This window comes from Ramlibacter sp. (assembly GCA_019635435.1).
Classification (GTDB): Bacteria; Pseudomonadota; Gammaproteobacteria; order Burkholderiales; family Burkholderiaceae_C; genus JAHBZM01.
Map to the genome: position 1 here is coordinate 3,064,363 of JAHBZM010000001.1, position 23,979 is coordinate 3,088,341.

Sequence of the window (23,979 nt, forward strand, 5' to 3'; positions counted from 1 at the left end):
TTACTTTCAGAAGGCGGGCAGGCGCGACAGGCGGGCGGAATTGAGCACCACGCCCAGCGAGCTCGCGGCCATGCCCAGTCCGGCCAGCCAGGGCGACAGCCAGCCCATGATGGCCAGGGGCACGCAGACCGCGTTGTACGCCGCAGCCCAGATCAGGTTCTGGCGCACCACGGCGTGGGTGCGCCGCGCGTGGCGCAGCAGCGCAGGCACCGCGGCAAGCTGCCCACCGGGAATCACCACATCGGCCCGCGATTGCGCCAGGGCGGCCGCCGGTCCGAGTGCAATGGACAGGTCGGCCGCGGCGAGCACGGGTGCGTCGTTGATGCCGTCGCCCACCATGGCCACAGGGTGCCCGCCTTGCTGCAATCCACGCACGTGGGCCAGCTTGTCCTGCGGGCTCTGCCCGCCCTGGAACAGATCGATCCCGGCCCGCCTTCCCAGACGGGCCACTGCCGCCTCGTGGTCGCCAGAAAGCAGTTGGACCTGCAGGCCTGCCGACTGCACATCGCGCACGGCCGCTGTCGCGTCCTCGCGCAGCGACTCATCCAGCTCAAAACTGGCCAGCCAGCCCCCCGGGCCCGACAGGTGCACCCGGGGCCCGCCATCGGTGTCCACGGCCGGCGACTCGCCGCAAAACGCCGCCGAGCCCAGCCGCAGCAGACCCAGGGGCTGGTTGTCCGGCCCCTGCCCCAGCAGGCCCTGCAGCCCCTGCCCCGCGGTTTCGACAACGTCCGTCACCACCGGCAGGCGGTCGACTTCGGCGCCAAACCGCGGGTCGTCCAGCGCCCGTACCAGCGCGCGGGACACCGGGTGGCGAGATCGCTGCGCCAGCGCCGCAGCCCATTCCAGCGCTTGTGCGCGCGCCAGCCCGGCACGGGTGTCCACCCGGGTCACAGCCATTGCATCGAGGGTCAAGGTCCCGGTCTTGTCAAACACCATCGTGTCAATCCGGGTGCAGGACTCCAGCGCCTGCAGGTGGCGCACCAGCACACCGCGGCGCGCCAGTGCCCCGGCCGCCGCCAGACTGGCCGCCGGCGTGGCCAACGACAGCGCGCAGGGACAGGTGACGATCAATACCGCGATGGCCACGCTCACCGCATGGCTGGGGTCGCTTGGCCACCACCAGGCGGCGGCCACGGCGCTGGCCAGCAGCACCAGCAGCAAAAAGGGCCGGGCCACCTGGTCGGCAATCCGGGCCAGCCGGGGCTTGCTCAGGGCCGCCTCGTGCATCAGCGCCACAATGCCCGCATAGCGCGTCTGTGTGCCGGTCCGCTCCACACGCACCTGCACCACACCCGACAGGTTGTGGCTGCCGGCAATCACCGTCGATTGCGCCGGCGTGTCAGCGCTGCGAGAGAGCGGGTGCGATTCGCCCGTCAGCAGCGCCTCATCCACCTGGGTCCTGCCTTCAATCACCGTGCCATCGGCCGGAAACGCCTCGCCTGGCAGGACCCGGATCACATCGCCAGGAACCAGCCGGTGCACGGCCACCCGCTCGAACCGGCCATCGAGTGCCCGGCGCTCCACACTGTCGGGCAGGCGCCGGGCCAGTGCCTCGAGCGCACCCGCCGTGCGGTCGCGCAGGCGCTGCTCCAGCATGCGCCCGCTGAGCAGGAAGAAAACGAACATGGTGACGGAGTCGTACCAGACCTCACGGCCCCAGGGCCCCGAGGCATCAAAGGTGGCGGCGGTACTGGCCCCGAAAGCGATGAGGATCCCGAGCGCCACGGGCACATCCATGCCCAGACGGCGCCGGCGCAGGTCCTCCCAGGCGCTTGCCAGGAACGGCCAGCCCGAAAAAAGCACCACGGGCAGGGTCAGCACCCACGAGGCCCAGCGCAGAAGCTGCACCATGTCCGGCGTGATGTCTCCCGGCCCGGCCACATACGCCGGCAGCGCGTACATCATCACCTGCATCATGCAAAAGCCCGCCACCAGCCAGCGCCACAGCGCCATGCGGGAAGCCTGCTGACGCTCCTGCACCTGTGCCAGATCGCCCACGGGCAGTGCCCGGTAGCCAGCCTGCGCGAGCGCGGCGAACCATGCGGACGGGCGCGTGCGAGCCGGCGACCAGACCACCCGCGCCATGTGGCTGGCGGCGTTGACCCCGGCGTCCAGGACGCCGGGCACCGCCTTCAGCGCCTGCTCCACCGTGAGCGAGCAGGCCGCACAGTGCATGCCCTGCACGGCGACCAGCGACTCCTGGGCGCCAGGCGCGGCGCCAGGGCCCGCGCAGGGCCGGCTGAATGCCGCCCAGTCGCTGTGGTCGTCCAGCACGGCGGCCAGCGTCGCGTCGGCGGAAGCGGGGCCAGACAGGGAAGCGGTCAACATGCGGCAAGCCTAGCGGCGCACACCGCAAGCCCAGTTGACCTGGATCAACACGGACCGCGAGCCGCCCGTCTAAGCTGGGCTCCAGATCAAGAGGAACACACCATGTACAAGCGCATTCTGGTTGCCACTGACGGTTCGCCGCTGTCCCGCAAGGCCGTGGCGTCGGCCATCGAACTGGCCGCCCTCGCGGGCGCCGAACTCGTGGCCCTCAAGGTGGTGCCACGCTACCCGGTCAGCTACTTTGAAGGCGCTCTGGCGATCACCGCGCAGGAGGTGGGCCGCATCGAGAAGCTGTGGGCGCAGGAAGGCCAGGCCATCGTCGATGCCGCCAAAGACGCCGCCGCCGCAAAAGGCGTCAAGGCCAGGGCCGTGACCGTGCGCTCGGATCTGGTGGCGGAAGCCATCATGGCAGCCGCCAGGAAGCACCGCTGCGACCTGATCGTGATGGCCTCGCACGGGCGCAAGGGCATCAAGCGCCTGCTGCTGGGCAGCGAAACCCAGCACGTTCTCACGCATTCCACGACACCCGTGCTGGTGCTACGCTAGGCATCCACCGAGGAAAGGAACCCATGAAAGTACTTCTCGCCGCAGACGGCAGCAAATTCACCAAGAAGGCTCTCGGCTGGCTCATGGCCAACCGGAATTTCGACGGCGAAGACGACGAACTCGTCGTGCTCAACGTGCAGTCACCGATGCCGCCGCGCGTGCGCGCCGCCGTCAGCGGTGAAGTGGTCAAGGCCTACTACGAGGAAGAGGCCACCAAGGTCCTCACGCCGATCGAGCGCTTCCTGAAACGGCATGCGCTGACCTGGCGCGTGCGCTGGGTGGTGGGCTCGCCCTCCGAGGAAATCCTGCGGCTGGCAGCGCGCGAAAAAGCCCACCTGATTGTCATGGGCACGCATGGGCGCGGCCTGATGGGCCGGGTCCTGATGGGCCCGGTCGCGCAAAACGTGCTCGCCGATAGCACCGTGCCGGTTCTGCTGGTTCGTTGACCCGGCGCCGGAGGCGTCAGTGACGCCGCATAGGGGTTTGCGTCCTACGCCGGCACCGCGGTTTCGTGCCTAAACTGGTGCTTCACGATTGCGGGAGGCAGCCATGGCATTTTCACAATGGGTCGGGCGCGCTGCAATGGCGCCCTTTTCAAAGGCATTGCCCGTCATGGGCGATACCGAGCGCGCCGCGCTCGAAGCCGGCACCGTGGGCTTTGAGGGCCAGGTGTTCGCGGGGCGCCCCGACTTCGACGCCCTGCTGGCCACCGGAGCGAACCAGCTGACCGCGCAGGAAGAGGCGTTCCTGGACAACGAGGTGCGCACCCTGTGCGGCATGCTCGACGAATTCGAGATTGACGAGGCACGCGACCTGCCGCCGGCGGTCTGGGCCTACCTGCGCGAGCACCGCTTTTTCGGCATGATCATTCCGCGCGAGTGGGGAGGCCTGGGGTTCGGCCACCACGCGCACGCCACCGTGGTCACGCGGATCGCCACCGTCAACGTCTCGACCGCGGTGACGGTGATGGTGCCCAATTCGCTGGGGCCGGCCGAGCTTCTGCTGCGCTACGGCACCGAGGCACAAAAGCAGCACTACCTGCCGCGCCTGGCCGACGGGCGCGACCTCCCCTGCTTTGGCCTGACCTCCCCTTATGCCGGCTCCGATGCGGCTTCCATTCCCGACCGTGGGGTGCTGACCGAGCGCGAGATTGACGGCGTGCGCGTGCGCGGCTTCAGCGTCAATTTTTCCAAGCGCTACATCACGCTGGCCCCGGTGGCCACCGTGGTGGGCCTGGCCTTCCACGCGGTGGACGAGAGCCGGCCCGAGGGCCAGCGCGACCTGGGCATCACCTGCGCGCTGCTGCCGGTGCCACAGGCCGGCATGCGCATTGGCCGGCGCCACCGCCCCATGGACAGTGCCTTCATGAACGGCCCCATCGAGGGCGAGGACGTCTTCGTTCCCATGGACTGGGTCATCGGTGGCGAGCCGCGCGTCGGCCAGGGCTGGCGCATGCTCATGGAGTGCCTGGCCGCGGGCCGCGCAATCTCGCTGCCCGCGCTCGGCGCGGCCACCCAGCAGGCTTCGCTGTTCGTGGCCAACGGCTATGGCCAGGTGCGCGAGCAGTTTGGCCTGCCCATCGGCAGATTCGACGCCGTGGCCGGCCTGCTCGCCGAAATGGCAGCCGACCTGTATGCCACCGACGCCGCACGCCGCTTCACCGCGGCCGCCCTTGACCTGGGCGAACAGCCCAGCGTGGCCAGCGCAATCCTCAAAGTGCACCTGACCGAGGCCGGCCGCCGCTCGGTCAACCATGCCATGGACATCCTGGGTGGCAAGGGCATCATCAACGGGCCGTCCAACCTGCTGTCGGTGGCCTACCGGCACATGCCGATCGCGATCACCGTGGAGGGCGCCAACATCCTCACGCGCTCGCTCATCATCTTTGGACAGGGCGCGGTGCGCTGCCATCCATACGTGATGCAGGAGATGCAGGCGGTGCAACACAAGGACGAAGCGGCCCTGGGCAGCGCCCTGCTGGGCCATGCAGGCCATGCGCTGCGCAACCTCTGGCACAGCCTGTTCGGCGCACCGGTGATCGGAACACCGCCTGCTGCGCTGCACGCCGAGGCCCGCATGCTGGCCCGCCTCAGCGCCAAATACGCGCTGACCGCGGACATTGCCATGGGCCTGCTGGGCGGCCGGCTCAAGCGCATGGAACTGTTGTCGGCGCGGCTGGGCGATTGCCTGTCGCACCTGTACATGGCCAGTGCCTGCTTCTGGCGCTTCCACGTCGAGGGCCATGACGACATGCTCCCCTTTGCCCGCGCCGCGCTGCGCGTGCAGCTTGACGCGGCCGAAGAGGTGCTGAGCGACCTGTACGCCAACTTTCCCACGCCCGCGCGGCGCCTCATCGGCAGCCTGGTGCTCAGCCGCACCGCCCACCTCGCGCCGCTGCGCGATGTGCAGATGCTGGAGCTGGCCCGGTTGCTGCGCACGCAGCGCGACATCGTGGCCCGGCTGTGCCCCGACATCAGCACCCCGGCGCGCGGCGGCATGCTCGACCTGATGCAGGCGCTGGAACTGGCCCTGCAGCTGGGCGATGACGACACCGCGGCCCTCAACAAGCAGGTGCGACGCACCCGCTCGCTCGAAGACGCGGCGCGCGGCGCCGCCAACCCCGCGCTGGCGCTGGCCTACCTGCAGGCCGCGGACAAGGTGATCCAGGTCGACGACTTCCCTGCCTGAACGGCAGGCGCCCCGGTTCGGGCGGCCCTCCCCAGTTAGAATTTGCACAAATACTTGTGGGATGGCACGGGTCTGCAAATGAAGTCGTTGGGCCGGTTATTCGCTTTTCTCATCGCACTGCTGCCGCTGCTGAGCCTGCCCGTGGCCGCGCAGGTGTGCGCCGTGCCCGGCAAGGACGGCCCCAGCACCACGCTCAATGGTGTGGTCAACACCTACTACCCCGGCACCGCCAACGCGCTCGCGGGCGCCACCACCATTTCGGTGGGCACGGCGCGCGGCGGCACGGGCCTGCAAACCGGCGACATGGTGCTGATCATCCAGATGCAGGATGGCGTCAGCAACGCGAGCTTTGCCAACACCACCACCACCTACGCCACCAGCGTGGGCACGGCGGGCACCTATGAATACGGCCTGGTCCAGGCCTTTGGGGGCGGCGTGGTCACGCTGCGCAACCCGCTGGTCAACAGCTACCGCAACGCCCAGACCGCCGGCAATGCGCGCCAGACCTTCCAGGTGGTGCGCGTGCCGCAGTACTCGGTGGCCACCATCCCGGGCGCCAACACCGTCACCCCCCTGATCTGGGACGGCACCTCAGGCGGCATCGTGGCGTTCGACGTGGCCGGCACGCTGACGCTCAGCGGCACCATCAACGCCAGCGGCTATGGCTTCCGCGGCGGCGCGGGCCGGGTCTATGGCGGCGGTGGCACCAATGCCAACACCGACGTGCGCTTTTCCAGTGCCCAGAACAACGGCGCCATGAAGGGCGAAGGCGCGGCGGGCTCGCCGCGCAGCACCTACGCCAGCGTGGGCGGGGTCTACACCTGGGCTGGCACCGGCGGCGACTTCTACCCCAATGGCGACAACGGCTATGGCGCGCCCGGCAACGCGGGCGGCGGCGGCAACGATGGCAATGTCGGCGGCAACACCGAGAACTCCGGCGGCGGTGGCGGCGGCAACGGCGGCGTGGGCGGCCATGGCGGCAACACCTGGAGCAGCAACCTCGATATTGGCGGGCGCGGCGGCCTGGCCTACACCCCGGCAGCCAACCGCATCATCATGGGCGGCGGCGGCGGCGCGGGCACCAGCAACAACGGTGGCACCAACCATTCCACGTTTTCGGGGGCGTCGGGCGGCGGCATCGTGCTGCTGCGCTCGGCGGCCGTGGCGGGTGCCGGCACCATCAACGTGGCCGGCGCCAACGGCCAGACGCCCACCGCCACCTGCTGCGACGACGGTGGCACGGGCGGCGGTGGCGGCGGCTCGGCCGTGCTGCTGGCATCCAACAGCGCCGGCCTGACCGGGATCACAGTCAACGCGCGGGGCGGCAACGGCAGCCCCACGCCCACCGGCTCTGTCGACCACGGGCCTGGCGGCGGCGGCGGCGGCGGCGTCATCCTGAGCACCGGCGCGGTGGGTGGGGGCTCCTCGGTGGCGGGTGGCGCGCGCGGCGCGGCCACCTGGAACTCCACGGCGGGCGCCAATGGCGTGAGCAACACGGCGCAATCCTTCACGGGCGGCAATGGCGTCCTGCCAGGGGCGGTCTGCCTGCCCAACCTCACCGTGACCAAGTCAACCACCAGCCCGGCCGTGACCCAGCCGGCCGATACCACGGCGCAGTATGTGATCCGCATCGAGGCGGCGGCCACCTCGGGGGGCGCCAGCGGCGTGGCCGCGAGCGACGACCTGCCCGACCCGTTCCTGCTCAGCGGCACCACGGCCGCGGCCAGCACCTCGCTGGCGGCCGGCCCTGCCACGCCGGCGGCCAGCGGCACCTCCACCGTGCAGATCGGCACGCCGGGCGGCACCACCGCCAACAGCTACGTCCTGCTGCCCGGCGGCGTGGTCACCCTGACCTTCAACGTCACGCTGGAAGGCGCCATTCCGGGCACCTACCAGAACCCGGCCACCACCCTGTTCAGCGACCCCACGCGCTCGGCCGCGGCCACCACGGTGTCGCCCGGCGACACCTACACGGCCGGCGGCACGGTGGGTGGCAGCAACTATGACTCGGCCTCCGGCACCGGCGAGGACGTGACGGTGTCGGGCGCGCTGTCCTCGGTCTCGTCGTCAGCCACGCTGTGCCCCGCGACCACGCGCGAAATCACCACCACCAACTACATCAGCAACAGCGACTTCACCGACACCGGCGCCTCGCTGGGCAACGGCGGGGGCGTCGGTTCCGCGGCGCTCAACACCCAGCCGGCCAACAACAATGTGGCCTACCAGATCGGCCTGCAATCCGACACCGCCGGGGCACCCGACCTGTACCAGAGCCCCTTCCCCGGCAACCCGGCGCGCGACATTGCCGGCAGCAACAACTGGATGTTTGCCAACGGCAACTCCATTGGCGCCGCGGGCATCTGGTGGAGCCAGACCGTCTCGGGCCTGACGCCGGGGCTGACCTACACCTTCATCGTCCATGCCTCCAGCCCGGTGTCAGGCAACCAGAATGGTGGCAATGCGCAGCGCCCCAATTTGCGCTTGCAGGTAACCCAGGGGGCGGTCCAGAACTTTGGCCTGGGGGTCGTGTTGAATGACACGGCGGCGGCAGACGTCTGGACGTTGTACGAGGCCACGTTTCTGGCCACCCAGACGACGGCGACCCTCGCCATCAACAACACTGTGTCAGCGGGCGGCGGTGAGCGCCGTGGCATGTTTGCGCTGGCGCAGCCGACGCTGCGCCTGTGCGCGCCGCTGGTCAACGTGGCGGTCGCCAAGAGCAATGCGCTGAGCAGCGTGAGCGCGGGCGCCACCACCACCTACCAGCTCACCATCACCAACGGCGGACCCAACGCCGCCAACGGCGCGGTGCTGACCGACTCCCCGGGCACCGGCCTCAGCTGCACCAGCGTGAGTTGCACGGGCACGGCGGGCGGGGCGGTGTGCCCCACCGTGGGTGCGGGCGTGGGCCTGTTGTCGATCGGCAACCTCGTGCCCCCGGGCACGGGGGTGGTGCTGAACACCCTGCCAGCGAGCAGCACCGTGACCTTCTCGCTGGTCTGCGACATCAACGCCACCGGCGAGTAGCGCGGGTACAACCCTCACGACGGCTGCAGGGGCCGCCGGGGCTGCGCCGGACAGGCTCAGGCGAACAGCGCCTTGTGTTGCTCGCGCAACAGGTTCTTCTGCACCTTGCCCATGGTGTTGCGCGGCAGTTCTGCCACCACAAAGCAGCGCTTGGGAATCTTGAAATTGGCCAGTCTGGACTTGAGCTCGGCGATGATGGCGCCGGCATCCAGCGTGGCGCCGGGCTTGGCGATGACCACCGCCACCCCCACCTCGCCAAAGTCCGGGTGCGGCACGCCCACCAGCGCGCTCTCGGCCACACCGGGCAGCTCGTTGATGTAGCCCTCGATCTCGGCCGGGTACACGTTGTAGCCGCCGCTGATGATCAGGTCCTTGCTGCGGCCCACGATGGTCACGTAGCCGCGCTCGTCGATCCTGCCCACGTCACCGGTCTTGAAGAAGCCGTCGGGCGTGAATTCCTCGCGGGTTTTCTCGGGCATGCGCCAGTAGCCCTTGAACACATTGGGGCCGGTGACCTGGATGTTGCCGATCTCGCCCACGGCCAGCGGCGCGCCGTCATCGCCCTGCACGCGCAGCTGCACCCCGGGCAGCGGAAAGCCCACGGTGCCGCCCCGGCGCTCGTCCTGGCCGCCGTAGCGGGCATCGGCTGCATAGGGGTTGGAGGTGAGCATGGCGGTTTCGCTCATGCCGTAGCGCTCGACGATGGTGTGGCCGGTGCGCTCCTTCCATTCGTTGAAGGTCTCGATCAGCAGCGGCGCCGAGCCCGCCAGGAACAGCCGCATGTTGCGCACCGCCGCGCGCGTGAGCCCGGGCTCGGCCAGCATGCGGACGTACAGCGTGGGCACGCCCATGAACACCGTGGCCTCGGGCATCTTCTGCACCACCACCTTGGGGTCGAACTTGCCCAGCCAGATCATCTTGCTGCCGTTGAGCAGCGCGCCATGCAGGGCCACGAACAGGCCGTGCACATGGAAGATGGGCAGCGCGTGGATCAGCACGTCGCCGGGCGTCCAGCCCCAGTAGTCCTTGAGCATGCGGGCATTGCTCAGCAGGTTGTCATGGCTGAGCATGGCGCCCTTGCTGCGCCCCGTGGTGCCACTGGTGTAGAGGATGGCGGCGAGGTCGTCGGCGGCCACGCGGGCCACCTCGTGCCGGTCGCTGCAATGCGCGGCGCGCTCCAGCAGGCTGCCCGTGCGGTCATCGTCCAGCGTGAACACATGGCGGGTGCCGGCCTTGAACGCGATCTTGCTGATCCAGCCAAAGTTGGCGCGCGTGCAGACCATGACGGCCGGCTCGGCGTTGCCCACAAAGTACTCGATCTCGGCGCTCTGGTAGGCCGTGTTCAGCGGCAGGAACACATAGCCCGAGCGCAGCGTGGCCAGGTACAGCACCATGGCTTCGACCGACTTCTCGACCTGCACCGCCACGCGCGAGCCCTTGGGCAGCTTCAGCGACCCCAGCAGGTTGGCCATCATGGCCGTGGCGCGGTCCAGGTCGCGCCAGGTGTAGTGCAGGGCCTGGGCACCCCCGCCCGCGGTTTCCACGGCGATGGTGTCCAGGTCTTTGGGAAACGCGGCGCGCAGCGCGGCAAACAGGTTGGGATTGGAAGCGGACTGGGTCATGTTGTGTTTAGAAATACAGGTCTTCAATGGCCGATGCTACCGGGACTTTGCCCTGCGCCAGCATCGCGCGGTGCTTGTCCAGCCGCTTGAGATCGTAAAGGTAATTGACCATCAGGCCATACGACTGCCGCACGCCCTTGGGCGACGGGTCTCCGGCCCAGTTGAGCCGCTCCACCCGCGCCCCGTTGCCCAGGTGGAAGCGCGCCACCGGGTCCACGGGCTTGTCGCCCTGCAGGGCGCGCCCCAGGTACTGCGCCGCGCAGCGCAGCAGCATCTGGCGCACGGGTGACTTGGCGTCCAGCTCCAGCACCTTGTCGAGCGCGCCCAGAAAATGCTCCGCCCCGGGCGGCTCAAACCCGACAGCGCGGCCCAGCTCGGTGCGGTGCTTGTCGTCAAGCTGCTCTAGCAAGGCGGCCGCGTTTTTGGCGAGCCAGCTCCTGAAGCCCGGGATCGGCGACAGCGTGGCAAAGGTCTTGAGCCGCGGGAACTCTTCCTTGAGCGTGTCCACCACGCGCTTGATCAATGAATCGCCAAAACTCACGCCGCGCAGGCCGCCCTGGGTGTTGCTGATGGAATAGAAGATGGCCGTGGTGGCCTTGCCCAGGTCGGCCGGCGCGGCCGTTTCGTCCAGCAGCGGCGTGATGCTGCCGGCGATCTCGTCGATCAACGCCACCTCGACAAAGATCAGCGGCTCGTCGGGCAGGCGCGGGTGGAAAAAGCCGTAGCAACGGCGGTCGGAGTCGAGCCGGTTCTTGACGTCGGACCAGCTGCGGATGTCGTGCACCGCCTCGTAGCGGATCAGCTTTTCAATCAGCGACGCGGGCGAGTCCCAGCTGATGCGCCGAAGGTCCAGGAAACCCACGTCAAACCAGGTGGAGAACATGTACTCCATCTCCACGTCCAGCGCGTACAGGCGCTTGTCGGTCTTCAGGTGCGGCTGCATCTCGGCGCGCAGGTCCACCAGAAAGCGCACGCCGTTGGGGTTGGCGCTGAAGCGCTGCAGCAGGCGCCGGCGCGGCGACACCGTGGCGCGGCGGTACAGCACCTCGGCCGCGGGCTCGTCGGGCGTGCCCACGGTTTCGGCGAATTTGGCCTGCGCGGCGCGCACCTTCTGCGGGTCGGCCACGAACTGCTCGCTCATGAGCAGCCACATGTCGCGGCGCTGGGCCGGCGTGGCGCGGGCATACCACTGGGCCACGCCCTCGGCGCGGCGCCCGCCCTCGACCTCGCTCACGCGCGGGTCCACGATGGACTGCAGCTCTTCCAGCGTGCGCCGCAGCACGCGCGGTGACAGCGCCTCTTCCTTCTTGCGCAGCGTGGCGTTCAGGCGCTCGCGCGTGGAGCGGCCGCCCGCGCCACCGCCGTGGCCGCCCTGATCTGCTACTTTTTTTGTAGCTGAAGGCGGCGGACTGGCGGGGACTCCAGCCTCTTTTGATGCGGAACGCGGGCGCAGGATCGAAACACTGCGGGCCATCCATTCGGGAGTGTTCATGCGGTCAGCCTTGATTTCTGGTTGCGGGCCAGTTCGCGCAGCGCCACGCGCTGGCGCGTCAGGTGGGTGCGCATGGCGACCTCGGCGCCCTCGGCGTCGCGCGCCTTGAGCGCGGCAAACACCGCCATGTGCTCGGACAGGCTCTGCTCGAGCCGGCCCGGGGCATGCAGCTGCTGCAGCCGCGCCAGCTTGACGATCTTGCGCAGGTCGCCAATCACCTGCGCCAGCCAGCGGTTGTTGGCCAGCGTGATGATGGCCTCATGGATCGCGAAGTTGGCTTCGTAGTAGTCGTTGATGCGCTTGGCCCGCGCATGGCGCTGCAGCCGCTCGTGCAGCGTCTCCAGCGCGGCCAGGTCGGCGTCGCTGGCGTTGCGCGCCGCCTCGAAGGCGCAGCGCCCCTCGAGCAGCGCGATCACCGGGAAGATCTCGTCCAGGTCCTGTTCGGTCACCTCGTTGACGAAGCAGCCGCGCCTGGGTTCATGGCGCAGCAGGCCTTCGGCCGTGAGCACCTTGAGCGCCTCGCGCAGCGGCGTTCGCGAGATGGCCATCTCCTCGGCCAGCGTCACCTCGTCAATGAAGGCCCCGGGCAGCAGCTCGCCCGCAAAAATCCGGTCACGCAGGGTGGCGGCGACTTCGTCGTGCAGGGAGTTCTGGATGAGGCGCATGGTGGGCATGGACGGGTATGGGAGAAGTTGGGTGGTAATTTTCTGTAATTACGCGTAATTATCGAGCCTGATCCCGGATGCCACAAGCCAAAGTTGACCTGGCGGCTGCGGCTTGTGGCTGTGGCGCCAGCCTCACCGGCCTGCGCTCCTGTTTTCATAGCGCCACAGGGCTGCCCCGTCTGGACTCCAGCCACTTTTGACTCCCAATCCCTTGAAAGTCAAGGTGAATTTTCAGTATTTCTTGAAAACTCAGGAATTTCCGTACAAAATCCAGCCATGCCACTGCAAGACCACCTCCCTCCCCTGAACCGCCAGTTCGTCGCGCACTTTGGCGAAATGGGCAGCAAGTGGGGCATCAACCGTACCGTGGGCCAGATCTATGCACTGATCTTCATCTCGCAGCGCGCGCTCAATGCCGACGAGATTGCCGAGATGCTGGAGTTCTCGCGCTCCAACGTGAGCATGGGCCTGAAGGAGCTGCAGGCCTGGCGGCTGGTGCGGCTGCGCCACCAGAGCGGCGACCGGCGCGAGTACTTCGAGGCGCCGGGCGATGTCTGGGAAATCTTCCGCGTGCTGGCCGAGGAGCGGCGCCGCCGCGAGATCGAACCCACGCTGTCGATGCTGCGCATGGCGCTGCTGGAGGAACCCACCAACGACGAAGAGCGCCACGCCCAGGAGCGCATGCGCCAGATGCACGAGCTGATCGACCGGCTCATGACCTGGTTTGACGACGTGCAGAAGCTGGCGCCCGAGACCGCCATGCAGCTCATGGGCATGGGCGCCACCGTGACCAAGGTGCTCGAATTCAAGGACCGCGTCACGGGCCGGTCCCCCAACCGCCCCAGGGAGCAATGACCATGGACGCCCTTGTGCTCTCGCGCATCCAGTTCGCCGCGAACATCAGCTTTCACATCCTGTTCCCCACCATCAACATCGCGCTGTGCTGGTTCCTGGTTTACTTCCGCTTCCGCCACACGGCGGCGCGCGGCACGGCCCAGGCCCAGGGCTGGGAAGAGGCCTACTACTTCTGGACCAAGATCTTTGCGCTGACCTTTGCGCTGGGCGTGGTGTCGGGCGTGACCATGAGCTTCCAGTTCGGCACCAACTGGCCGGGCTACATGGAGCGGGCCGGCAACATCGCCGGGCCGCTTTTGGGCTATGAAGTGCTCACCGCGTTCTTCCTGGAGGCCACCTTCCTGGGCATCATGCTGTTTGGCCGGGGCCGCGTGTCGGACCGCGTGCACCTGGTGGCCACGCTGATGGTGGCCGGTGGCACCACGCTGTCGGCGTTCTGGATTTTGAGCCTCAACTCGTGGATGCAGACGCCCGCGGGCTTCACCCTGATCGACGGCAGGATGCACGCCGAAAGCTGGCTGGCGATTGTGTTCAACCCCTCGTTCCCCTACCGGCTCACGCACAAGCTGCTGGCCTCCACGCTGACCGCGGGCTTCCTGATAGCCGGGCTGTCGGCCTTCCAGCTGCTGCGCAAGACCAGCAATGCCGGCACCCACCATGCCCTGCGCGCCGCCGTGGTGGCCGTGGCGGTGGCCATCCCGCTGCAGATCATCGCGGGCGACGCGCACGGCCTGAACACACTGGAGCACCAGCCCGCCAAGATTGCCGCGATCGAGGGCATCTGGCACACCGAAAAGAGCGCCCCGCTCACCCTGTTTGGCTGGCCCAACGAGAAGGAGGGCCGCACCGACTACGCCATCCAGGTGCCCAAGCTGGCCAGCCTGATCCTGGCGCACGACATCAACGCCGAAATCCAGGGCCTGAACGAATTCCCCAACGCACACCCGCCCGTGGCCCCGGTGTTCTGGAGCTTTCGCGTGATGGTGGGCATGGGCATGCTGATGCTGGCCGTGGCCTGGTGGTGCGCGTGGACGCTGTGGCGCCAAAGATCCGCTCGCCCTGAGCCTGTCGAAGGGCCCGCAGGTGCTTCGACAGACTCAGCCCGAACGGGAGTTTCTGGCTTCTCCATCTGGCAACTGCGCGTGCTCGCCGCCATGACCTTCTCGGGCTGGGTGGCCACATTGGCCGGCTGGTTCGTGACCGAGATTGGCCGCCAGCCCTTCCTGGTGTATGGCGTGTTCCGCACCGCCGACCTGGTGGCCGAACACCCGCCGCAGATGGTGCTGTCCACCCTCATCGCCTACCTGCTGGTCTATGCCTTTCTGCTGGTGTCGTACGTGATGGTGCTGATGTACATGGCGCAACACCCGGCGCAGGTCACCGCTGAAACCCCGCAAAGCGCCAAGGCCGGCGCTCCCATTGGCGGCCCCGCCTGAACCGGAGAACACCATGAGCTGGAACGAAATCCTTCCGCTGATCTTCATGGCCGTGATGGGCCTGTCGCTGCTGGCCTATGTGGTGCTGGATGGCTATGACCTGGGCGTGGGCATCCTGCTGCCCTTTGCCACCGACGCCGAGAAAGACATCATGGTCTCCAGCATCGGTCCGTTCTGGGACGCCAACGAAACCTGGCTGGTGCTGGGCGTGGGCGTGCTGCTGGTGGCGTTTCCACAGGCGCACGGGCTGGTGCTGTCGGCGCTGTACCTGCCGGTGGCGGTGATGCTGATCGGGCTGATCCTGCGCGGCGTGGCGTTTGACTTCCGGGTCAAGGCGCGCGACTCGCACAAGACCACCTGGAACCGCCTGTTTGCACTGGGCTCGCTGCTGGCCGCCATGGCCCAGGGCTGGATGCTGGGCAGCTACCTCACGGGCTTTGACCACGACCGCTGGTCGCTGCTGTTCAGCGCCGGCATTGCGCTGACCCTGCCCACCGCCTACGCCATGCTGGGCGCGGGCTGGCTCATCATGAAGACCTGGGACGAACTGCAGCTCAGGGCCGTGGGCTGGGCCCGCGCCGTGCTCTGGCCCATGGGCCTGGCGCTGGTGGGCATCTCCATGGCCACGCCGCTGGTCAGCACCACGGTGTTTGACAAATGGTTCAGCATGCCCGAGTTCATTGGTCTGCTGCCCATCCCGCTGGCCTGCGCCGCCGCGTTTTATGCGGCGCTGCACACGCTGACCAAGCCCCGGGTGGTGGCCGCCGGCTACGGCTGGGTGGTGTTTGCCAGCACGGTGCTGATCTTCATGCTGGCCTTTCTGGGGCTGGCCTACAGCATCTACCCGTACATCGTCATCAACAAGCTCACCGTGTGGCAGGCCGCCAGCGCGCACGAGTCGCTGGTGGTGATCTTCATCGGTGTGGCCATCACCCTGCCCGCGATCATTGCGTACACCATCTTCATGTACCGCGTGTTCTGGGGCCGGGCCAGCACGCTGAGCTATGGCCCGGGCCACTGAGGAACCACGCATGTCCACCCCGTTTGCCGGCGCCACACCCGTCGCCATCCCCGCCGGCGCCAGCATTGCGCGCATCTACCCATCGACCCACCTCGCGGATGCGTTCTCGATTCAATTGCCGCCCGGCACCACGGCCGACCCCGAACGGCTTGCCCGCTTCATCTTTGCCCAGCAGGCGCCGTGGGTCAGTGGGCTCATGAAAATGCGCGATGCGCTGGTGTCGCCCTTCGGCCTGAAGACCGCGAAGCAATTGACGGCCCAGCCCGAGGGGGCGGCCAGCCCGAGGGTCGGCATTTTCAGGATCTACAGCAAGGCGGCCGATGAAATCCTGCTGGGCGAGGACGACAGGCACCTGGACTTCCGCGTGTCGGTGCACTGCTCTGACGCTGCGGCACCTGGCGGGCCCCGCCAGCTCACCGTGTCCACCGTCGTCCATTGCCACAACGCGCTGGGGCGCAGCTACATCCTGCTGATCGCGCCGTTTCACCGGCAGGTGGTCCGGTCCATGCTGGAACGCGCGGCACGGGCCGGCTGGCCTGCGGCCAGCGACACTGAGGGCCTTGGCCGACGGTGACGGATTCGCGTCAATCGCGCGAGAATCCGTTCCCATGAGCTCCACCCTCCACTTCTTCTGCGGCAAGGCCGGCGCCGGCAAGAGCACCATCGCCAGGCAGGTGGCCAGCGAGCAGAACGCACTGCTGATCAGCGAAGACGTCTGGCTCGCCCGCCTGTTTGGCGACCAGATGAAGACCCTGGACGACTACCGCAAGTTTGCGCTCAAGCTCAAGTCAGTCGTTGGCCCGCTGGTGGTGGACCTGCTGAAGTCCGGGCAGTCCGTGGTGCTGGACTTTCCGGCCAACACCCGGGCCACACGCGCCTGGTTCCGCACGGTGTTCGAACCCGCAGGCGCCGCCCATGTCCTGCACCTGGTGCAGACGCCGGACACCGTGTGCCTTGAACGCATTGGCAAGCGCAATGTGGAGCGCCCCGAAGGGTCGCATCACCTCAGCGAGGAAGACTTTGAATTCATCTCGTCGTTCTTCGAGCCGCCTGAAGAGGCAGAGGGATTCCATGTCAGGGCGTACGATGCCTGACACCAACATACCCACCCTCTACGAATGGCTCGGCGGCATCGACGCGCTGAATCGCCTGACCACGCGCTTCTACGAGCATGTCCATCAGGACGAATTGCTCCAGCCGGTCTTTGCGCACATGGCGGCCGATCATCCGGGGCATGTGGCGGCCTTTCTGGGTGAGGTGCTGGGCGGCCCGGCGGCTTACTCGGCCGCGCACGGCGGCCATCCCCACATGATCCGCCAGCATCTCAACCGCCACCTCACGCAGGGCATGAGGCGCCGCTGGGTGGGCTTGCTGCTGGCAACGGCGGATGAGCTGGGCCTGCCCGACGATCCCGAGTTCCGCTCGGCGCTGGTGGGCTATCTCGAATGGGGCTCCCGGCTGGCCGTGATCAATTCGCAGGCGGGCGCCACCGTGGATGAGCATGCGCCCATGCCGCGTTGGGGCTGGGGCGAAGTCAAGGGCCCGTACCAGGGCTGAAAGGGTCACCCATGGCATTCGACGAAGGTCTGGCCCAGCGCGTGCGCGAAGCACTGGGCCCTCAATCCGGCATCACCGAGCGCAGGATGTTCGGCGGCCTGGCATTTCTGCTGGACGGCAAGATGTTCGTGGGCATCTCGGGCGAGAAGCTGATGGCCCGCGTGGGGGCGCAGCATTATGCCGATGCCCTGGCCCTGCCCCATGTCCGCGAAATGACGTTCACGGGCCGGCCGCTCAAGGGCTATGTCTACATTGACCCGCCGGGTCTGGTGGAAGACGACGCCCTGGCCGCCTGGGTGACCTGGTGCGCCAGCCATGTCGCTGCCCTGCCAGCCAAAAAGCCGAAATAATCGGGGCACGCGCGTTGCTGTCGAAAACGCGGCGGCCCGTTCGTCGTTGAATCAGGCGCGCCCTTGGCGCGCCACGGTTCAACCCCCTGAAAGGATCTCACCATGACCACCGGCACCGTTCGTCTGCACCGCGTCCTCAAAGCCCCGCCCGAGCGCGTTTACCGCGCCTTTCTCACGCCCGACGCGATGGCCAAGTGGCTGCCGCCCTATGGCTTCACCTGCCAGGTGCACAGCATGGACGCGCGCGTGGGCGGCAGCTACAAGATGTCGTTCACCAACTTCTCGGCGGGCCAGGGCAGCGGCAATTCGTTCGGTGGCGAATACCGCGAACTGGTGCCCCATGAAAAGATCAGCTACACCGCGAGTTTTGACGACCCCAACCTGCCCGGGCAGATGGTCACCACCATCGTGCTGCGCCCGGTGATGTGCGGCACCGACATCAGCATCGTGCAGGAGGGCATCCCCGCGGTCATTCCCACCGAGATGTGCTACCTGGGCTGGCAGGAGTCACTGGAGCAACTGGCCCGGCTGGTGGAACCAGAAATTCCGGGCTGAGCCAGGCGCCCATGGTTCGTACCCTCGCAACTGCCCTTCTCACCCTGCTGCTCGCGGCCTGCGCGGCCGCGCCGCCGCCCGCACCCGCCGAACGCGCGGCGGCCAGGCAGCTGCGGGTGATTCGCGCGCCAGCACCCGCGGCCCCGGTCAGCCCGGCCGCGCACAACACGGCGACCGTGGCGTTTGTCGATGTGCATGTGCACCTGAACGACGCGCCGATGCAGCTTGAGCTGATGCAGCGGTTTGGCGTGGAGCGCGCGGTGGTGTTCTGGGGCCGCAACAGCGACAACGACTCGGTGGCCGCCATGGCCAGGCAACACCCGGACCGCTTCATTGCATTTGCCTCGGTCTCGCCGGAGCGCGCCAGTTACCGGAAGGCCTGGGACGCCGACGACGCCACGCTGCTCAAGCAGCTGGACGAGCTGCTGGCCTCGGGCCGGTTCCGCGGCATTGGCGAGATTTCGGTCACGCACTTTCCCTCGCCCGGCTTCCCCGAGGCGGACTACAACCCGTCGGGGTTCATGACGCGCGGCATCCTGGCGCTGGGCCGCAAGCACCGCCTGCCCGTGATGCTGCATGTCGAGCTGACGCGGCTGCGCGAGTTGTCGGCGCTGCTGGACGAATTTGCCGATGTGCCGGTCATCTGGGCGCACGGTGGCTACACGCCGCTGTTCATCGCGCAGCGCATGCTGGCGCAGCACCCCAACCTGTATTACGAGCTGAGCGCAAGAACCTGGCCCGTGCACCCCCGCTCACCCGACTACACCCTGCTGCATGACGGCCAGCATGTCTGGCCGCAGTGGCTGGCCCTGATCGAGGCCCAGCCCGACCGCTTCCTTGTGGGCAGCGATGCCAGCCACCGCTCGCTGGGCAGCGACGCCGCCAAGCTTGAGAGCGTGCAGTCGTTTCTGCGCCAGCTCAGCCCGGCCGCGCAGGAGCGCGTGGCCCGGGGCAACATCCTCAAGCTGATTCAAACGCGGCCATGACACGCGGGGCGCCGGTGGCAGCAGCGGGCGGCGAGGGCTAACCGGTCAGGCCAGCGCGGCCTCGGCCTGCGGCATCAGGCGGGCGCGGGCCTGGTCGTACTCGCGGGCGAGCCGGTCCACCAGCTTGCCGGCGGGCAGCACCTCGGTCACGGCGCCAATGCCCTGGCCGCAGCCCCAGATGTCTTTCCAGGCCTTGCTCTTGCTGCCTTCGCCGCCGGCAAAGTTCATGGTCTTGACATCGCCCTCGGGCAGGTTGTCGGGGTCCATGCCGGCCGCGATGATGCTGGGCTTGAGGTAGTTGCCATGCACGCCCGTGAACAGGCTGCTGTAGACGATGTCGTCGCTGTTGCCGTCCACGATGGCCTGCTTGTAGGCGTCGCTGGCGCGGGCCTCCTCGGTGGCGATGAAGGCCGAGCCGATGTAGGCAAAGTCAGCGCCCATGGCCTGGGCCGCCAGCACCGCGCCGCCCGTGGAAATGGAGCCGCTGAGCGCCAGCGGGCCGTCAAACCACTGGCGGATTTCCTGGATCAGCGCGAACGGGCTCTTCACGCCCGCATGGCCGCCGGCACCGGCCGCCACGGCGATCAGGCCGTCGGCGCCCTTCTCGATGGCCTTGCGGGCAAACATGTTGTTGATGATGTCGTGCAGCACCACGCCGCCATAGCTGTGGATGGCGTCGTTCACGTCGGTGCGCGCGCCCAGGCTGGTGATGATGACGGGCACCTTGTACTTGACGACCATTTCCATGTCGTGCTCAAGCCGGTCATTGCTCTTGTGCACGATCTGGTTGATGGCAAAGGGCGCGGCGGGCCTGTCAGGGTGGGCCTTGTTGTAGGCGGCCAGGGTCTCGGTGATTTCAGCCAGCCAGTCTTCCAACTGCGCGGCCGGGCGCGCATTGAGCGCGGGCATGGCGCCGATGATGCCGGCCTTGCACTGCTCGATCACGAGCTTGGGATTGCTGATGATGAACAGCGGCGAGCCAATGACGGGCAGGCGCAGGTTCTGCAGTGACTGGGGAAGCTTGGACATGGGGTCTCCGTCGGTTTTGTCGGTGTTTTCAGGCGAAAAGTGGCTGGAGTCCAGGACTGGCGGCCACTCTTCGCTATATTTTCAGTAGCAGATCAGAAGGCGTCGAGCGCCAGTTCGGTCACGCTGTCAGCGCCTTCGACGATGCTGTCGCGGATGCCGGGCACCTTGCTGAGGATGTGGTCGGCGTAAAAGCGCGCGGTCGTGACCTTGGCGTCCATGAAGGCCTTGTCTTCCCCCTTGGCGGACAGCTCTTGCGCCACGAGCAGCGCGCGGGCCATCTGCCAGCCGGCCACCAGGTTGCCCGCCAGCATCAGGTAGGGCACGCTGCCGGCAAACACGGCGTTGGGGCTGGCCTTGGTGTTGCCGGCCACAAAGTCCACCACATCCACAAAGGCTTCACGCGCGGCCTTGAGGCGGCGCGCCATGGCCCTGGCGGCGTCCGTGCCGCTGCGGCCCAGCTCGGCCTCGGTCTTCTCGATCTGCGCGGCAATGGCCTTGGCCGTCTGCCCGCCGTCGCGCGCGGTCTTGCGGCCCACGAGGTCGTTGGCCTGGATGGCGGTGGTGCCTTCGTAGATGGTCAGGATCTTGGCGTCGCGGTAGTACTGTGCCGCGCCGGTTTCCTCGATGAAGCCCATGCCGCCATGCACCTGCACGCCCAGGCTGGTGACTTCCAGGCTCATCTCGGTGCTGTAGCCCTTGACCAGCGGCACCATGAACTCGTAAAAGGCCGCGTTCTGCTTGCGCACGTCGGCATCCGGGTGGTGGTGCGCGGCGTCATACGCGGCAGCGGCCACCGTGGCCATGGCGCGGCAGCCCTCGGTGTAGGCCCGCATGGTCATCAGCATGCGCTTGACGTCGGGGTGGTGAATGATGGGCGCGCTGGCGTTGATGCTGCCGTCCACCGGACGGCTTTGCACGCGGTCCCTGGCGTAGGCCACGGCCTTCTGGTAAGCGCGCTCGGCAATCGCAATGCCCTGCACGCCCACGGCGTAGCGCGCGGCGTTCATCATGATGAACATGTATTCCAGGCCGCGGTTCTCCTGGCCCACGAGGTAGCCCACAGCCCCCCCATGGTCGCCAAACTGCAGCACGGCGGTGGGCGATGCCTTGATGCCCAGCTTGTGCTCGATGCTCACGCAGTGCGCGTCATTGCGCGCGCCCAGCGCGCCGTCCTTGCCGACCATGAACTTGGGCACAACGAACAGGCTGATGCCCTTGACGCCCTCGGGCGCGCCCACCACGCGGGCCAGCACCAGATGGACGATGTTCTCGGCCATGTCGTGCTCACCGTAGGTGATGAAGATCTTGGTGCCAAAAATCTTGTAGCTGCCGTCGGGCTGCGGCTCGGCGCGGGTGCGCACCAGCGCCAGGTCACTGCCGGCCTGCGGCTCGGTCAGGTTCATGGTGCCGGTCCACTGGCCGCTGACCAGTTTTTCGAGGTAGATGGCCTTGAGCTCGTCGGAGCCGGCCGTGAGCAAGGCCTCGATCGCGCCGTCAGTCAGCAGCGGGCACAGCGCAAAGCTCATGTTGGCGGAGTTGAGCATCTCGCCGCAGGCCGCGCCGATGGTCTTGGGCAGGCCCTGGCCGCCAAAGTCCACCGGGTGCTGCAGACCCTGCCAGCCGCCCTCGGCGTATTGCCGGAACGCGTCCTTGAAGCCCGGCGTGGTGGTGACCTTGCCGTCCTTCCAGCTGCTGGGGTTGATGTCCCCCTCGCGGTTCAGCGGCGCGAGCACGCCCTCGTTGAACTTGGCGCACTCTTCGAGCACGGCCTGGGCGGTGTCGTAGCCGGCTTCTTCAAAGCCCGGGATCTGCGCCACCTGGTCGATGTGCGCCAGGTGCCGGATGTCGAACAGCATGTCCTTGACGGGGGCGGTATAGCTCATGGTTTTGTCTCCTGGAGTACGGGTCCCGAACGCAGAGGGCGCAAAGGAACCGCGAAGGACGCAGAAAAGAAATCCAAAAGACTGGTTTTCCTTTTGCGCTCTCTGCGCAATCTTCGCGCCCTCTGCGTTCGCTTTTTCTTTTACAGAGCGGCGACCAGTTCGGGGATCGCGGTGAACAGGTCGGCTTCCAGGCCGTAGTCGGCCACGCTGAAGATCGGGGCTTCGGGGTCCTTGTTGATCGCCACGATCACCTTGGAGTCCTTCATGCCGGCCAGGTGCTGGATCGCGCCCGAGATGCCGGCCGCGATGTACAGCTGCGGCGCGACGATCTTGCCGGTCTGGCCCACCTGCCAGTCGTTGGGGGCGTAGCCCGCATCCACCGCGGCGCGGCTGGCGCCCAGCGCGGCGCCCAGCTTGTCGGCCAGCGGGGTCATGACCTCGGTGAACTTCTCGGAGCTGCCCAGGGCCCGGCCGCCGGAGACGATGATCTTGGCTGCCGTCAGTTCGGGCCGCTCGCTCTTGGCGATCTCGTTGCCCTCGAACGTGCTCTTGCCGCTGTCGGCCGCGGCCGTGGCGGACTCCACCGCGGCGCTGCCACCGCTGGCGGCCGCCGGGTCAAAGCCTGTGGTGCGCACGGTGATGACCTTGGTGGCATCGGCGCTCTGCACGGTGGCAATGGCGTTGCCGGCGTAGATGGGGCGCTCGAAGGTGTCTGGGCTGTCGACCTTGGTGATGTCGCTGATCTGGGCCACGTCGAGCTTGGCGGCCACGCGCGGGGCAATGTTCTTGCCGCTGGCGGTGGCGGGAAACACAATGTGGCTGTAGTTGCCAGCGATGGCCAGCACCTGGGCGGCAATGTTCTCGGCCAGGCCGTGGGCAAAGTGCTCGCCTTCGGCGTGGATGACCTTGCTCACGCCGGCAATCGCGGCGGCGGCCTTGGCGACCTCGCCCGCGTTGTGGCCGGCCACCAGCACATGCACGTCGCCCCCGCAGGCAGCGGCCGCGGTCACGGTGTTGAGGGTGGCGCCCTTGATGGAGGCGTTGTCGTGTTCGGCAATAACAAGTGCGGTCATGTTCAGATCACCTTCGCTTCGTTCTTGAGTTTCTCGACCAGCGTGGCCACGTCAGGCACCTTGATGCCGGCGCTACGCTTGGGCGGCTCGACCACTTTCAGGGTCTTCAGGCGCGGCTTGACGTCCACGCCCAGGTCTTCGGGCTTGAAGGTGTCGAGCTGCTTCTTCTTGGCCTTCATGATGTTGGGCAGCGTCACGTAGCGCGGCTCGTTCAGGCGCAGGTCGGTGGTGATGACGGCGGGCAGGCTGATGGACAGCGTTTCCAGGCCGCCGTCAACCTCGCGCGTGACCTTGGCCTTGCCGTCGGCCACTTCGACCTTGGAGGCAAAGGTGGCTTGCGGCAGGTCGGCCAGCGCGGCCAGCATCTGGCCGGTCTGGTTGCAGTCATCGTCGATGGCCTGCTTGCCCAGGATGATGAGCTGGGGCTGCTCCTTGTCCACCAGGGCCTTGAGCAGCTTGGCCACGGCCAGCGGCTGCAGTTCTTCGGTGGTTTCGACCAGGATGGCGCGGTCGGCGCCGATGGCCATGGCGGTGCGCAGGGTCTCCTGGCACTTGGCGTCGCCGCACGAGACGGCAATGACCTCGGTGGCCACGCCCTTTTCCTTCAGGCGCACGGCCTCTTCGACGGCGATTTCGTCGAAGGGGTTCATGCTCATTTTGACGTTGGCAATGTCCACACCCGTGTTATCCGACTTGACGCGGACTTTCACGTTGTAGTCCACCACGCGTTTGACAGGGACAAGGACCTTCATGCTGACTGGCTCCACAGAGTTGTTGAATTGACGTAAACGTAAACCTGTCGATTCTATGCGGCGGTGCATCAACGACCTATCGTCCCGACGACAGGTCGGTCGAATCCACAA

At 67.5% G+C, this 23,979-nt stretch carries 21 protein-coding genes; 13 read left to right on the top strand and 8 right to left on the bottom strand.

The features are described 5' to 3' along the window. Positions 1-6: 6 nt before the first annotated feature. Positions 7-2,331 carry a cation-translocating P-type ATPase gene (locus tag KF796_14845; GenBank protein MBX3587913.1) on the bottom strand — a complete coding sequence of 775 codons (2,325 nt, stop codon included), beginning with the start codon at positions 2,329-2,331 and terminating at the stop codon, positions 7-9. Between the two features lie 102 nt (positions 2,332-2,433). Between KF796_14845 and KF796_14850 the strand changes: the two genes are divergently transcribed. The 4 genes from KF796_14850 (at position 2,434) to KF796_14865 (ending at position 8,592) form a co-directional block, all read left to right on the top strand. Further along, positions 2,434-2,877, top strand: coding sequence for a universal stress protein (locus KF796_14850; GenBank protein MBX3587914.1), 444 nt, complete (start codon positions 2,434-2,436; stop codon positions 2,875-2,877). A 23-nt stretch (positions 2,878-2,900) separates the two neighbouring features. Beyond that, complete coding sequence (locus tag KF796_14855; protein MBX3587915.1) at positions 2,901-3,323, top strand: universal stress protein; 423 nt, start codon at positions 2,901-2,903, stop codon at positions 3,321-3,323. Positions 3,324-3,426: 103 nt separating this feature from the next. Continuing rightward, complete coding sequence (locus tag KF796_14860) at positions 3,427-5,565, top strand: acyl-CoA dehydrogenase (protein MBX3587916.1); 2,139 nt, start codon at positions 3,427-3,429, stop codon at positions 5,563-5,565. A 78-nt stretch (positions 5,566-5,643) separates the two neighbouring features. Continuing rightward, positions 5,644-8,592, top strand: a complete 2,949-nt coding sequence (locus KF796_14865) for a DUF11 domain-containing protein (protein ID MBX3587917.1) — start codon at positions 5,644-5,646, stop codon at positions 8,590-8,592. Between the two features lie 56 nt (positions 8,593-8,648). On the opposite strand, the gene KF796_14870 is transcribed toward KF796_14865, so the two are convergent. The 3 genes from KF796_14870 to KF796_14880 are packed head-to-tail and all read right to left on the bottom strand — an operon-like array spanning position 8,649 to position 12,371. Next, the gene (locus KF796_14870; protein MBX3587918.1) at positions 8,649-10,214 is read right to left on the bottom strand and encodes a malonyl-CoA synthase; all 1,566 of its coding nucleotides are present in this window, start codon (positions 10,212-10,214) and stop codon (positions 8,649-8,651) included. A gap of 7 nt (positions 10,215-10,221) precedes the next feature. After that, on the bottom strand, positions 10,222-11,706 hold the full coding sequence (locus KF796_14875) for a malonyl-CoA decarboxylase (protein ID MBX3587919.1): 1,485 nt from the start codon (positions 11,704-11,706) through the stop codon (positions 10,222-10,224). After that, a complete protein-coding gene (locus KF796_14880; protein MBX3587920.1) occupies positions 11,703-12,371 on the bottom strand; it encodes a GntR family transcriptional regulator in 669 nt (222 codons plus the stop codon). The genes KF796_14875 and KF796_14880 overlap by 4 nt, the downstream gene beginning before the upstream one ends. A gap of 276 nt (positions 12,372-12,647) precedes the next feature. Between KF796_14880 and KF796_14885 the strand changes: the two genes are divergently transcribed. The 9 genes from KF796_14885 (at position 12,648) to KF796_14925 (ending at position 19,131) form a co-directional block, all read left to right on the top strand. Next, positions 12,648-13,226: a GbsR/MarR family transcriptional regulator gene (locus KF796_14885; protein ID MBX3587921.1), complete on the top strand. Its 579-nt coding sequence runs from the start codon at positions 12,648-12,650 to the stop codon at positions 13,224-13,226. Positions 13,227-13,228: 2 nt separating this feature from the next. Next, positions 13,229-14,662: a cytochrome ubiquinol oxidase subunit I gene (locus tag KF796_14890; protein MBX3587922.1), complete on the top strand. Its 1,434-nt coding sequence runs from the start codon at positions 13,229-13,231 to the stop codon at positions 14,660-14,662. 13 nt (positions 14,663-14,675) lie between these two features. Continuing rightward, positions 14,676-15,683, top strand: coding sequence for a cytochrome d ubiquinol oxidase subunit II (locus KF796_14895; GenBank protein ID MBX3587923.1), 1,008 nt, complete (start codon positions 14,676-14,678; stop codon positions 15,681-15,683). 10 nt (positions 15,684-15,693) lie between these two features. Then, entirely contained in the window at positions 15,694-16,257 is a 564-nt protein-coding gene (locus tag KF796_14900; GenBank protein ID MBX3587924.1) for a DUF2867 domain-containing protein, read from the top strand. Between the two features lie 34 nt (positions 16,258-16,291). Then, complete coding sequence (locus KF796_14905; protein MBX3587925.1) at positions 16,292-16,777, top strand: ATP-binding protein; 486 nt, start codon at positions 16,292-16,294, stop codon at positions 16,775-16,777. Beyond that, positions 16,770-17,240, top strand: a complete 471-nt coding sequence (locus KF796_14910) for a group II truncated hemoglobin (GenBank protein MBX3587926.1) — start codon at positions 16,770-16,772, stop codon at positions 17,238-17,240. The genes KF796_14905 and KF796_14910 overlap by 8 nt, the downstream gene beginning before the upstream one ends. 11 nt (positions 17,241-17,251) lie before the next feature. After that, the gene (locus tag KF796_14915; GenBank protein ID MBX3587927.1) at positions 17,252-17,590 is read left to right on the top strand and encodes a TfoX/Sxy family protein; all 339 of its coding nucleotides are present in this window, start codon (positions 17,252-17,254) and stop codon (positions 17,588-17,590) included. A 102-nt stretch (positions 17,591-17,692) separates the two neighbouring features. Next, the gene (locus KF796_14920) at positions 17,693-18,145 is read left to right on the top strand and encodes an SRPBCC family protein (protein ID MBX3587928.1); all 453 of its coding nucleotides are present in this window, start codon (positions 17,693-17,695) and stop codon (positions 18,143-18,145) included. A gap of 11 nt (positions 18,146-18,156) precedes the next feature. Next, on the top strand, positions 18,157-19,131 hold the full coding sequence (locus tag KF796_14925; protein MBX3587929.1) for an amidohydrolase: 975 nt from the start codon (positions 18,157-18,159) through the stop codon (positions 19,129-19,131). A 45-nt stretch (positions 19,132-19,176) separates the two neighbouring features. On the opposite strand, the gene KF796_14930 is transcribed toward KF796_14925, so the two are convergent. The 4 genes from KF796_14930 to KF796_14945 form a co-directional block, all read right to left on the bottom strand. Further along, positions 19,177-20,160: a nitronate monooxygenase gene (locus tag KF796_14930; GenBank protein MBX3587930.1), complete on the bottom strand. Its 984-nt coding sequence runs from the start codon at positions 20,158-20,160 to the stop codon at positions 19,177-19,179. A gap of 92 nt (positions 20,161-20,252) precedes the next feature. After that, positions 20,253-22,043 carry an acyl-CoA dehydrogenase gene (locus tag KF796_14935; protein ID MBX3587931.1) on the bottom strand — a complete coding sequence of 597 codons (1,791 nt, stop codon included), beginning with the start codon at positions 22,041-22,043 and terminating at the stop codon, positions 20,253-20,255. A gap of 140 nt (positions 22,044-22,183) precedes the next feature. Continuing rightward, positions 22,184-23,116, bottom strand: a complete 933-nt coding sequence (locus tag KF796_14940) for an FAD-binding protein (GenBank protein ID MBX3587932.1) — start codon at positions 23,114-23,116, stop codon at positions 22,184-22,186. Between the two features lie 2 nt (positions 23,117-23,118). After that, a complete protein-coding gene (locus KF796_14945; protein MBX3587933.1) occupies positions 23,119-23,868 on the bottom strand; it encodes an electron transfer flavoprotein subunit beta/FixA family protein in 750 nt (249 codons plus the stop codon). Positions 23,869-23,979: the final 111 nt, after the last annotated feature.